The organism is Mesorhizobium sp. YIM 152430, from assembly GCF_029210365.1.
GTDB lineage: Bacteria > Pseudomonadota > Alphaproteobacteria > Rhizobiales > Rhizobiaceae > Aliihoeflea.
On record NZ_JARGES010000056.1, the window covers coordinates 148226 to 160509 of the forward strand.

A 12284-nucleotide genomic window follows, 5' to 3' on the forward strand; every position below is an offset into this window, starting at 1 on the left:
GGGATAAAGGGTGAGGGTGCGGCGACGAAAATCGGGCTCATCTCACGCCTCCATCACGGCGCGGAGCGCTTCACCGACGCGGGCGGGGCCGGGGAAGTAGTCCCATTCCTGCGCGTGGGGATAGGGCGTGTCCCAGCCGGTGACGCGGGCGACGGGGGCTTCGAGGTGGTAGAAGCAGTGTTCCTGCACCAGCGTGACCAGTTCGGCGCCGAAGCCGGAGGTCATGGTCGCCTCGTGGACGACGACGCAGCGGCCGGTCTTTTTCACCGAGGCGGTGATCGCGTCGAGGTCGAGCGGCAGGAGCGTGCGCAGGTCGATCACCTCGGCGTCGATGCCGGCATCCTCGGCCGCCGCGAGCGCGACATGGACCATGGTGCCGTAGGCGAGGATCGTGACGGCGGAGCCCTCGCGGCGCGTGACGGCCTTGCCGAGCGGGACGGTTACGTGGTCGGCGGCGACGTCGCCGAGATCATGCTTCGACCAGGGCGTGACGGGCCGGTCGTGATGGCCGTCGAAGGGGCCGTTATAGAGGCGCTTGGGTTCAAGGAAGATCACCGGGTCCGGGTCCTCGATGGCCGAGATCAGGAGGCCCTTGGCGTCCTGCGGATTGGACGGGACGACGACCTTGAGGCCCGAGACGTGGGTGAAGAGCGCTTCCGGGCTCTGGCTGTGGGTCTGGCCGCCGAAGATACCGCCGCCGGTGGGCATCCGGATGACGATCGGGCAGGTGAACTGGCCGGCGGAGCGGTAGCGGATGCGGGCGGCTTCCGAGACGATCTGGTCGTAGGCCGGATAGACATAGTCGGCGAACTGGATTTCGACGCAGGGGCGCAGGCCGTATGCGGCCATGCCGACCGCGACGCCGACGATGCCGAGTTCGGAGATCGGCGTGTCGAAGCAGCGCGAGGAGCCGTATTTCTGCTGGAGCCCGGCGGTGCAGCGGAAGACGCCGCCGAAATAGCCGACATCCTCGCCGAAGACGACGACATTTTCGTCGCGGCCCATGGAGACGTCCATGGCGTCGCGGATCGCGTCGATCATGGTCATGCGGGGCATCGGGCGGACTCCAAAATGCGTGCCGAGGGGGCTCTTGAAACGCGCAAACGGCCCATCCCTCAAACCCCCGCCTGCTGGCGCTGACGGCGCAGGTGCGGCGGCATTTCGGCGTAGACGCCTTCGAACATGTCGCGCGCGGACGGTCTTCCTCCCGCGTGAAGCGTGCCGTTCTTTTCGGCTTCCTTCTGTGCCGAAATGACGCCGTCGAGCACTTCGGCCTCGGCTTGGCGGTGGCGGTCGTCGGTCCAGACTCCGCGCAGGATCAGGTGGTTCTTGAGGCGGATGACCGGATCGCCGAGCGGCCAGGCGTCGGACTCCGTCTTGGGGCGGTAGGCGGAGGGATCGTCGGAAGTGGAGTGTGCGCCGACGCGGTAGGTGACATATTCGATCAACGTCGCGCCGAGGCCCATGCGCGCGCGCTCGACGGCCCATTTGGCGACGGCATGGACGGCGAGATAGTCGTTGCCGTCGACGCGCAGGGCGGGCAGCCCGAAGCCGAGGCCGCGCGCGGCGAAGGTGCCGGCGCCGCCGCGTGCGATGCCCTGGAAGGTCGAGATCGCCCACTGGTTGTTGACGATGTTGAGGACGACCGGCGCGCGATAGGTGGAGGCGAAGACGAGCGCGGCGTGGAAGTCGCTTTCCGCCGTCGAGCCGTCGCCGATCCAGCCGGCGGCGATGCGGTCGTCACGCTTGATGGCCGACGCCATCGCCCAACCGACGGCCTGGATGAACTGGGTGCCCAGATTGCCGGAGATCGAGAAGAAGCCATGGTCCCTGGCCGAATACATGATCGGCAATTGCCGGCCCTTCAGCGGGTCGGCCTCGTTGGAATAGATCTGATTCATCATGTCGACCATCGGATAGTCGCCGGCGATGAGGAGGCCGGCCTGCCGATAGGTCGGGAAATTCATGTCGCCGGGTTCCATCGCCCGGCGGAAGGCGCAGGAGACGGCTTCCTCGCCCATATGCTGCATGTAGAAGGAAGTCTTGCCCTGGCGCTGGGCCATCTGCATCCGCGCATCGAAGGCGCGCAGCGTCATCATGTGCTTGAGGCCCTCGAGCAGTTCCTCGTCGGTGAGCGTGCCGGCCCAGGGGCCGACCGCCTCGCCGTCGCGGTTGAGGACGCGGATGATCGAAAAGGCCATGTCGCGGATGTCGCGCGGATCGACATCGACCGGCGGGCGCTCGACCGAACCGGCGCGCGGGATCTTGACCTGCGAGAAATCCGGCTGGCCGCCCGGGCGCACTTCCGGCTCCGGCACGAACAGTCCGCCTTTGCGAATCTCGGCCATTCAATTCCTCCCTTTGGGGCAATTTAGGACAGGATTACTGACCTAGTCACCCCTCATCGCACGCGAATTTCCTCACATCGACTTTTCGAGAAGCGCCAGCGCGGCCTCCTTGGTCAGTTCGACCGGGTTGCCGCCGGCCGTCGGATCGACGATCGCCATCTCGGCGATGAGGTCGCGGCGCGCCTCGTCCATGTCGAGGCCCGGAATGAGGTCGCGCAGGGTCGAGGGTACCGACAGTTCGGTGCGAAGGTCCATGATCTTCCGGCGGAAACCGTCGAAACCGCCCGAAATGCCGCAATAGGCGGCGAGGCGCTCGAGGCGCTCCTCGATGGCGGGGCGGTTGAAATCGAGCACATGGGGCATGAAGAGCGCGTTCGTCATGCCGTGATGGGTGTCGTAGAGCGCGCCGATCGGGTGCGACAGCGAATGGATCGCGCCGAGGCCCTTCTGGAACGCGGTTGCGCCCATGGCGGCGGCCGACATCATGTGCGCCCTCGCCTCGATGTCGGTGCCGTCGGCATAGGCGCGCGGCAGGTTTTCGAGGACCAGCCGAATGCCTTCGAGCGCGATGCCGTCGGCCATCGGGTGGTAGCCGGGGGCGCAGTAGGCTTCGAGGCAGTGCGCGAGCGCGTCCATGCCGGTGCCGGCGGTGATCGCCTTGGGCATTCCCACCGTGAGTTCGGGATCGGCGATGACCGTGACGGGCAGCATTTTCGGGTGGAAGATGACCTTCTTCGTATGCGTCGCCTCGTTGGTGAGGACGCCGGCGCGGCCGACCTCGGAGCCGGTTCCCGCAGTGGTCGGCACGGCGATGACGGGCGCGATGGCGGCTGAATCGGCGCGGGTCCACCAGTCGCCGACATCCTCGAAATCCCAGATCGGGCGCGACTGCCCGGCCTGGAAGGCGACGAGCTTGCCGAGATCGAGCGCCGAACCGCCGCCGAAGGCGATGACGCCGTCATGGCTGCCGGATTTGAAGGCGGCGATGCCCGCAGCAAGGTTGGACTCGACGGGGTTCGGCTTGACGTCGGAAAAGACGGCGTAGTCGACGCCGGCCTTGTCGAGGATCGCGAACGTATCTGCGACGACGGGGAGCTTGGCGAGGCCCGGATCGGTCACGAAAAGCGGACGCGCGATGCCGGCGGATTTCAGCACGGCCGGGAGTTCGGAGATGCGGCCAGGGCCGAACAGGATTGTGGTGGGAAAATTCCACTTGGAAATGAGGGTCATGTCGGTGATCAAACTTCGCGCAAATGATAGCCCTTGGGCCGGGTGAGGTTGTCGTAGCCGGTGCGGCCCATGGCGCCGCCCTTGCCGGTGTCCTTGACGCCCGTCCACACGAGGCCGGGATCGACATAGTCGCAGCGGTTCATGAAGACGGTGCCGGTCTCGATCCGGTCGCCGAGGGTTGCGGCGCGGTCCGCGTCGGTGGTCCAGAGCGAGGCGGTGAGGCCGTAGGGGCTGTCGTTCATCAATTGTATGGCTTCGTGGTCGTCGCGCACCTTCATGATGCCGACGATGGGACCGAAACTCTCCTCGCGCATGACGCTCATCTGGTGGTTGACGTTGGTCAGGACTTCGGGCGCGAGATAGGGCGAGCCGTCACGGTCGTTCTCGACCTTCATGCCGACATGGGCGACGGCGCCCTTGCGCAGCGCCTCGGCCTTCTGCTCGCGCACGAAATCGGCAAAGCGCGGTTGCGCCATCGGACCCATGGTGGTCGCCTCGTCGAGCGGGTTGCCGACGACGTAGGTCTTCGTCCCGGCGATGAAGCCTTCGACGAAATCGTCATAGACTTTCTCGTGGACATAAACGCGCTCGATGCCGCAGCAGCACTGGCCCGAATTGTAGAACGCGCCGTCGACGAGGTTGGCGACGGCGTGGTCGAGCCTGACGTCGGGCAGGACATAGGCCGGGTCCTTGCCGCCAAGTTCGAGGCCGAGCGTCATGAAGGTGCCGGCGGCGGCTTTCTCGATCGCGCGTCCGCCGGCCACCGAGCCGGTGAAATTGCAATGGTCGATCCGGCCCGAGCCGAGCAGCTTTTCGGTCTGGGCGTGATTGAGGACGACGTTCTGGAAGACGCCCTTCGGCAGGCCGGCTGCGTCGAAGGCTTTGGCGAAGCGCTCGCCGACGAGGAGCGTCTGCGCGGCGTGCTTGAGGATGACGGCGTTGCCGGCCATCAGCGCCGGGACGATGGTGTTGATGGCGGTGAGATACGGATAGTTCCACGGCGCGATGACGAGGACGATGCCGAGCGGCACGCGGCGCAGATAGCGGTGGAAGCCAGGCTTCGCGTCGTGCGGGATGACGTCGGCGAGCGCGGCGGCCGCAAGGTCGACCATGTAGCGCGTGCGTTCCTCGACCCCGCCCTTCTCCCCGCCATAGCGGACGGGCCGTCCCATCTGCCATGCGAGTTCCGGCACGATTTCCTCGTTCATGGCGAGAAGCGCTTCGAGGAAAGCGAGGAGATACCGGCCGCGCTCGGCGAGCGGCGTCTCGGCCCAGGCGATCTGCGCGGTTTTCGCGCGCTCGGTGATCGCATTGATTTCGGCATCGCTCGCAACCGGGCGCTCGGCATGGACCGAGCCGTCAATGGGCGAGATGAGCTTGATCGTGTCCATTTCAGTCTCCGGTTTTCAATACCGCTCGAAGCCGCGATGGAGTTCCCAGTCGGTGACGCGGCGGTCGTATTCCATCTGCTCCCATCGCGCGGTGTGAAGATAGTGCTCGACGACGTCGTGGCCGAGCGCGTTGCGCAGCATGTCGGAACGCTCCAGCGTGGCGATGGCGGCGCGCAGGGTCTTGGGGATTTCGGGCAGGTCGGCGCCCTGATAGGCGTCGCCCTCGAAAGGTGCGGGAAGATCGAGCTTCTCGTCGATGCCGGCAAGGCCGGCGGCGATCAGCGCGGCGAAGGCGAGATAGGGGTTCAAGTCCGCGCCGCCGATGCGGCATTCGGTGCGGATGCCCTTGGTCCCCTCCCCGCAAAGCCGGAAGCCGGCGGTGCGGTTGTCACGGCTCCAGATCATCTTGGTCGGCGCGAAGGTGCCGGCCTGGAAGCGCTTGTAGGAATTGACGTAAGGCGCGAGGAACCAGGTGTAGTCGGCGGCATATTTGAGCTGGCCGGCGACCCATGAGCGCATCAGCGGGGTCATCGAGTATTCGCTTTTCTTGTCGAAGAAGAGCGGCGTCTTGCCGTTGGCAGACCAGATCGAATTGTGGATATGGCTCGAATTTCCGGCGAGCGCATAGTCGTATTTGGCCATGAAGGTGACGGCTTTGCCTTGCAGATGCGCGATTTCCTTGGCGGCGTTCTTCAAAAAGACGTGCCGGTCGGCCATTTCGAGCGCGTCGGAATAATAGACGTTGATCTCCTCCTGCCCCGGACCCCACTCGCCTTTCGAGTTTTCGACCGGGATGCCGGCTTCCTCGAGGCCGTTGCGCAGCGCCCGCATGTAGTCCTCTTCCTTCGACGTGATCTGGATGAGGTAGTCGCCGATATGCGGCGAGGCGGTACGCAGGTCCTTCCAGCCCTGCCCGCGGGCGCTCTCGTAGCTTTCCTCGAAAAGGTAGAATTCGAGCTCGGAAGCGAAATAGGCGAGATAGCCGCGCTCCTTGAGGCGCTCGACCTGGCGCTTGAGGATCGCGCGCGGCGAATGGGCGAGGTCTTCGTGGCTGTGGTGGTCGAGAAGGTCGGAGAGGACCAGCGCGGTCTTTTCCAGCCACGGCGTCAGGCGGATGGTGGACAGGTCCGGCTTGATGACGAAATCGCCATAACCCTTCTGCCAGCTTGCCGCCTTGTAGCCGGGCACCGGCTCCATATCGATGTCGTTGGCGAGCAGGTAGTTGCATCCATGCGTCTCGTCATGGGCGGTCTGGACGAAATGGCGGCCCGTAAAGCGCTTGCCGATGAGACGGCCCTGCATGTCGGCGGCGGCGACGAGGACGGTATCGATCGACCCGTCGGCAACGAGCTTCTTCAATGCGTCGAAGGATAGCGATCCGGTCATTCATGGCCCTCTGTTCGGCGCCGCAGCGCTTTTTCCTGTCTCCCTGCAAATCGGCCGGGCACGACGATGACAGTTACATCACGCTATCGTGCAACCCGCCAGCGGGAAAGGATGTGCCGGATCGGCGTTTCCTTACCGATATTTAACAACAAAACTGGTGCATGGCCGGGCACCTGCTGGCATAAATCGTAAGACGGCGCGCATCGTTCGCCGCAATCCGCCTGCGGTCGCATTTACATCAACATCCTTATTTCGCCCGCCGCAGCCGGGACATGAACCGGAGTAACCCATGCCGATCTGGAAACAGCTCATCGTCTGCGTCGCCTTGCTTGCCATCGGCATCGCGGCCTGGGTTTTCTTCGTACCCGGATCACGCGAGACATTGGCCAGCTATGGCATCGGGACGGCGCCGGCCGCAACACAGGCGTCCGCCCCTGCTGCGCGAGGTGGACAGGGCCGAGGCGGCGCTGGCGGCGGCGGCGTGACCGGGGGCGGCGTGATAACGGCTCCGATCGCCACCGCCACGATCAACGATCGCTTGCAGGCGATCGGCACCGGCCGCGCCGTCGAATCGGTGACCGTGACGCCCTTCGTCTCCGGACGGCTGACGGAAATTCTCGTGCGCTCGGGTTCGACGGTCGAGGCGGGCGAAACGATCGCGCGGCTGGACGCCGAAGCCGAGACGATCGCGGTCGACCGCGCTCGCTTCCAGCTCGAAGACGCGCAGGCACGGCTCGATCGCGTCAACCAGCTCCGTTCCTCCAACACGGCCTCGCAGGTGCAGGTGACCGAAGCGCAGCTTGAAGTGGAAAACGCACGGCTCGCCTTGCGAGATGCCGAACTGTCACTGGCACGGCGCGACGTCGAGGCGCCGATTTCGGGCGTCGTCGGCATTCTCCCGGTGTCGGTCGGCAACTACGTGACCAATCAAACGGAGGTCGCCGCCATCGACGACCGTTCCTCCATCCTGGTCGATTTCTGGGTTCCGGAGCGTTTTTCGGGCATGATCGCCGTCGGCGACTTTGTGGAGGCAGCCCTCGTGTCGCGCCCCGCCGAAGTGTTTCGCGGACAGGTGAGCGCCATCGACAACCGCATCGACGCGCAAAGCCGCACGTTGCGCGTGGAAGCTCGCATCGACAACCCGTCCGACCGGCTGCGGGCCGGCATGTCGTTCCAGGTCGCGATGCGCTTTCCCGGCGACACCTATCCCTCCGTCGACCCGCTGGCGGTCCAGTGGGGCACGGACGGCGCGTTCATCTGGACCATCGAAGGCGGCGTCGCCCGCCGCACGCCCGTCCGCATTGTCCAGCGCAACTCCGATTCGATCCTGATCGCAGCCGAAGTCGAGCCGGGCATCCAGGTCGTGACCGAAGGCATCCATCTGGTGCGCGACGGCGGCGACGTGCGCATCGCGCAGCGCCGCGGCGAACCGGCCGTAACCCCCGAAACCGCCGCGCGCGGCTCATGAGTCCCATGACGCAAGACCGCAAGAAAAGCCGAACCGGCGCAAAGGTGAAGTCGTGAGCGGATCGTCGACCGACAGCCAGTACGGCATCACCGCGCTCTTCGTGCGCCGTCCCGTGCTCGCCTTCGTCATCAGCACCCTGATCGCGGTGGCCGGACTTGCCGCCTGGTTCGGCGTCGAAATCCGGGAACTGCCCGATGTCGATCGCCCGGTGATCACGGTGCGCACGGACTATACGGGCGCCGCCGCCGAGAGCATCGACCGCGAACTGACCTCCGTTCTGGAAGGCGCGATATCACGCGTTCCGGGCGTCTCGTCGATCTCCTCCTCCTCCTCCTTCGGCCGATCGCGCGTCACTGTCGAATTCAACGACAATATTGATCTCGACACGGCCGCTTCCGACATGCGCGATGCGGTGAGCCGCATCCAGAACCGCCTGCCCGACAATGCCGACGCGCCGCTGATCATCAAGGCGGACGACAACGCCCAGGCGATCATGCGCCTTTCGGTCACGTCCGAATCGATGACGATCCAGGACATGACCGTCTTCGTCGAGGACGAGGTCGTCGACGCCTTCGCCTCGGTTCCGGGCGTGGCCGACGTGCAGGTCTATGGCGGCCGCGACAAGATATTCCGCATCGACATCGACCAGAACCGGCTGGCAAGCCTCGGCCTGACCGTCGCCGACATTCAGACGGCGCTCAACACGATCTCGCTCGACACGCCGGCGGGCAGCCTGACCTCCAACACCCAGAACCTGGTGGTTCGCGCCACCGCACCGGTGACGACGCCGGAGGACTTCGAGAATCTGGTGGTCGACGGCACGACGCGCCTGCGCGACATCGCCAATGTCACGCTCGGACCCGACATCGGCGAGTCCCAGCTTCGCTCGGACGGGCGACCCGGCATCGGCCTCGGCATCATCCGCGCCGCGCAGTCCAACACGCTCGACATTTCGCAAGGCGTGCGCGAGGCGGTCGAGCGCATCCGTCCGAACCTGCCGGAGGACATGCGCATCTGGGTGACGAGCGACGACGCAACCTTCATCCAGGGCGCGATCACCGAGGTCCAACTCGCGCTCGGCATGGCGGTGACCATCGTTCTGGTCATCATCTTCGTCTTCCTGCGCGACGCGCGCGCCACGATCATTCCCGCCGTGACGATGCCGGTCGCGCTGATCGGCACGATCGCGGCGATCTACCTGACCGGATTCTCGCTCAACATCCTGACCCTGCTCGCCATGGTCCTGGCAACCGGGCTCGTGGTCGACGACGCCATCGTGGTTCTGGAGAACATCGTGCGCCGGCGCAACGAAGGCATGGGCCCCCGCGCCGCAGCCGTTCTCGGCACGCGCGAGGTGTTCTTCGCGATTTTGGCCACCACGGCAACGCTCGTCGCGGTCTTCGTGCCGCTCTCCTTCCTGCCCGGCCAGGCGGGCGGCCTCTTCCGCGAGTTCGGCTTCGTGATGGCCTTTTCGGTTTTCCTGTCGTCGATCGTCGCGCTGTCGCTGTGCCCCATGCTGGCCTCGCGCATCCTGCGCTCGGCCGAAGACGACAGGGATCGCAAGCCGAGTGTCCTCGACCGTGTCGGCGCGGTGATGGCCGAGCTTTACCGGCGCTCGCTGCGCGCCTGCCTCAACGCGCCGATCGTCGTCGTGATGGTCGCGGCGATCTTCGCAGGCACAGCCGCCGCGCTCTTCGGCACCATCAATTCCGAACTGACGCCGCCCGAGGATCGCTCCTCCGTCTTCCTGCGCATCTCGGCGCCGCAGGGCGTGTCTATCGACTATCTCGCCCAGCAGATGGCGCAGATCGAGGCGCTGATCCAGCCGCTGCGCGCCTCGGGCGAAGTGGTCTCGACCTTCTCGCTCGCCGGTCAGGGCGGTCAGAACAACAACGGCTTCATGGTCATGACCCTGGCCCCCTGGAGCGAGCGCGAGCGCAGCCAGCAGGCCATCCTCGACGAGGTCAACGGGCTGGTCACGGCGGTGCCGGGGGTGCGCGCCTTCGGCTTCCAGCCCAACAGCCTGGGCATCCGCGGTGCCGGTTCGGGCCTGCAATTCGCGCTTTTGGGCAACAGCTACGAGCGGCTCGGCGAAGCCGCGCAGGCGATCCTCGCGGATATGGAGCGTGATCCGCGCTTCCGCCAGCCGCGGCTCTCGACCGAGACGACGCAGCCGCAGCTATCCGTCGCCATCGACCGCGAGCGCGCATCCGACCTCGGCATCGAGATCTCCGGCCTGTCGCAAGCATTGCAGGCGCTGCTCGACGGTCGGGAAATCGGCGAGGTTTTCATCGAGGACCGCTCATATGCAGTCAAGCTCGTCTCCACGACCCATCCGATAAACGATCCGACTGACCTCGAAAACATCTATCTGAAGACCCGCGACGACCGCTTCGTGCCGGTCTCGACCATTGCCTCGATGCAGGAGATCGCGGTGCCGCCCGCACTCGACCGCGAGGAGCAACTGCGATCCGTCGCGATCACCTCGGCGCTCGGCGACGACTTTCCGCTCGGCGAGGCACTGGCGGCTGTACAGGCGATGGCGGCCGAGCATCTGCCGGCCGGAAGCCGGCTCCAGCCGCTGGCCGAGGCCGCCACGCTGGGCGAGACCTCGAACGCGATGTTCACCATCATGGCCTTCGCGCTGGTCATCGTCTTCCTCGTCCTGTCGGCTCAGTTCGAAAGCCCGATGAGTGCGGTCATCATCATGGCGACGGTGCCGCTCGGGCTTGCCTGCGCGGTCTTCGCCCTGCTTTTGACCGGCACCAGTCTCAACGTCTATTCGCAGATCGGGCTCGTCCTGCTGGTCGGCATCATGGCCAAGAACGGCATCCTGATCGTCGAATTCGCCAATCAGCTCCGCGACCGCGGGCTGGGTGTGCGCGATGCGATCGAACAGGCTTCCAACATCCGCCTGCGGCCCGTGATGATGACTATGCTATGCACAATCGTCGGCGGCCTGCCGCTGGTGCTCGCGTCGGGCGCGGGCGCCGAGGCGCGCATCGCGCTCGGCTGGGTCATTGTCGGCGGGCTGGGTCTGTCGACCGTCGCCACGATCTATCTCACGCCCATCGCCTATCTTCTCTTCGGCCGCTTCATCACGCCGAAGGTGGAGGAGGAAAAGCGGCTCGACCGCGAACTGACCCGCGCCGCGGCGGCCGAAGCCAGGCTTGCGCCCGGCGAGTAACCACGCCAGCGGACCGTCACGAAAAACGCCGCCCGAAATGCGGGCGGCGTCGTTTTGAGGATGCGAGGATCAGTCGGCGACTTGCCTCTATTCCGCGGTCGGGTCGATGCGGCCGACCTCGCGCCACATGCCGCCCTCGATCTTGGAGATCACGATCGTCGCGCCGCCCTGGTGATCGTCCGGGCCGTAGCTGACCGGGATGTCGCCGGAGATCACGTCGGTATATTCGAGGCTTTCCATGGCGTCCTTGAAGCTTTCGGCCGTCAGATCCGGACCGGCGGCTTCGAGCGCGCGAACGAGGGTCGTGGCGGCGCCATGGCCGAGGATCGCGGCGGTGCCGGCAGGCTCGCCGTTCTTCTGCTGATAGGCTTCGGCCCAAGCCCTGACTTCCGGATTGTCCATCCGCTCTTCATGGTCGGCCCAGCCGGCGGCGGCGTAATAGCCTTCCGTCACGCCGCCCTCGACCTTGGCGATCGCGGTGTTGAAGCCGGCCGACGAGCCGATGAACTTGACGTCGTTCCAGCCGAGACGCTTGGCGGTGCCGAGCGCGATGATCGTCTGGCGCACGCCGACGCCGGTGGCGATGATGTCGCAATCGAGCTCGCGCAGGCGCGTGACGGCGCCGACGAAATCCTGCTCGTCGGGACGGTGCGTCGTCTCGCCGGCGAAGTTGAGGCCGAGTTCGGCGGCCTCGTCGACGGCGGCTTCATGAACTTCGAGGCCGAAATCGGACGGCAGATACATCGAGCAGATGTTCGCCACCTCGTCGCCACCCTCCTCGGCCAGCATCTTGATGCCGGCGCGCAGGCCGTCATAATAGGCCGCGAAGCCCGAATATTTGTAGGTGATGTCGCCTTCGAGCATCTGCCGCGCCGAAGTGAGCGGGCCGATATTGGCCACCTGCTTGGGCTCCATGATCTGGAAGCCGGCGATGTTGTGCGGCGTGCCGAGATTCAGGATCATCGCGAAGACCTGGTCGGAATTGACCAGCTTGTTGAAGTTCTGGACGGCGCGCGGCACCTGGTAGCCGTGATCCTCGACGACGAAGCGGATCTGCCGGCCGTGGATGCCGCCTTCCGCGTTGATCTCGTCGAACATGTTCTGCGCCGCCTTGATGGCGCCGACATTGAAAGCGGCGAAGATGCCGGACAGGTCGCCGTTCGAGCCAATCACGACTTCCGTGTCGGTGACGCCCTGCGTGGCGAAGGCCGCCGTGGACATGCCGGCGGCAAGCCCGAGCGCGAGAATGGATTTTCCGAACAACAGTCTCATTT

8 protein-coding genes are annotated in these 12284 nt (G+C 65.6%); 2 read left to right on the forward strand and 6 right to left on the reverse strand.

Annotated elements, in window-relative coordinates:
- Nucleotides 1–42: 42 nt before the first annotated feature.
- The 5 genes from PZ895_RS18400 to PZ895_RS18420 form a co-directional block, all read right to left on the reverse strand.
- The gene (locus PZ895_RS18400; protein WP_275840438.1) at nt 43–1056 is read right to left on the reverse strand and encodes an alpha-ketoacid dehydrogenase subunit beta; all 1014 of its coding nucleotides are present in this window, start codon (nt 1054–1056) and stop codon (nt 43–45) included.
- A gap of 59 nt (nt 1057–1115) precedes the next feature.
- Nucleotides 1116–2348 carry a thiamine pyrophosphate-dependent enzyme gene (locus tag PZ895_RS18405; protein WP_275840439.1) on the reverse strand — a complete coding sequence of 411 codons (1233 nt, stop codon included), beginning with the start codon at nt 2346–2348 and terminating at the stop codon, nt 1116–1118.
- A gap of 72 nt (nt 2349–2420) precedes the next feature.
- Nucleotides 2421–3578 (reverse strand): iron-containing alcohol dehydrogenase, encoded by a 1158-nt coding sequence (locus PZ895_RS18410; protein WP_275840440.1) that lies wholly within the window; start codon nt 3576–3578, stop codon nt 2421–2423.
- A gap of 8 nt (nt 3579–3586) precedes the next feature.
- Entirely contained in the window at nt 3587–4969 is a 1383-nt protein-coding gene (locus tag PZ895_RS18415; protein ID WP_275840441.1) for an aldehyde dehydrogenase family protein, read from the reverse strand.
- 15 nt (nt 4970–4984) lie between these two features.
- Complete coding sequence (locus PZ895_RS18420) at nt 4985–6355, reverse strand: glutamine synthetase family protein (protein ID WP_275840442.1); 1371 nt, start codon at nt 6353–6355, stop codon at nt 4985–4987.
- Between the two features lie 289 nt (nt 6356–6644).
- Here PZ895_RS18420 and PZ895_RS18425 point away from each other — a divergent pair, with 289 nt between their 5' ends.
- The gene (locus PZ895_RS18425; protein WP_275840443.1) at nt 6645–7823 is read left to right on the forward strand and encodes an efflux RND transporter periplasmic adaptor subunit; all 1179 of its coding nucleotides are present in this window, start codon (nt 6645–6647) and stop codon (nt 7821–7823) included.
- 52 nt (nt 7824–7875) lie between these two features.
- Nucleotides 7876–11010, forward strand: a complete 3135-nt coding sequence (locus PZ895_RS18430) for an efflux RND transporter permease subunit (protein ID WP_275840444.1) — start codon at nt 7876–7878, stop codon at nt 11008–11010.
- 87 nt (nt 11011–11097) lie between these two features.
- On the opposite strand, the gene PZ895_RS18435 is transcribed toward PZ895_RS18430, so the two are convergent.
- Complete coding sequence (locus PZ895_RS18435) at nt 11098–12282, reverse strand: ABC transporter substrate-binding protein (protein ID WP_275840445.1); 1185 nt, start codon at nt 12280–12282, stop codon at nt 11098–11100.
- Between the last annotated feature and the right edge of the window lie 2 nt (nt 12283–12284).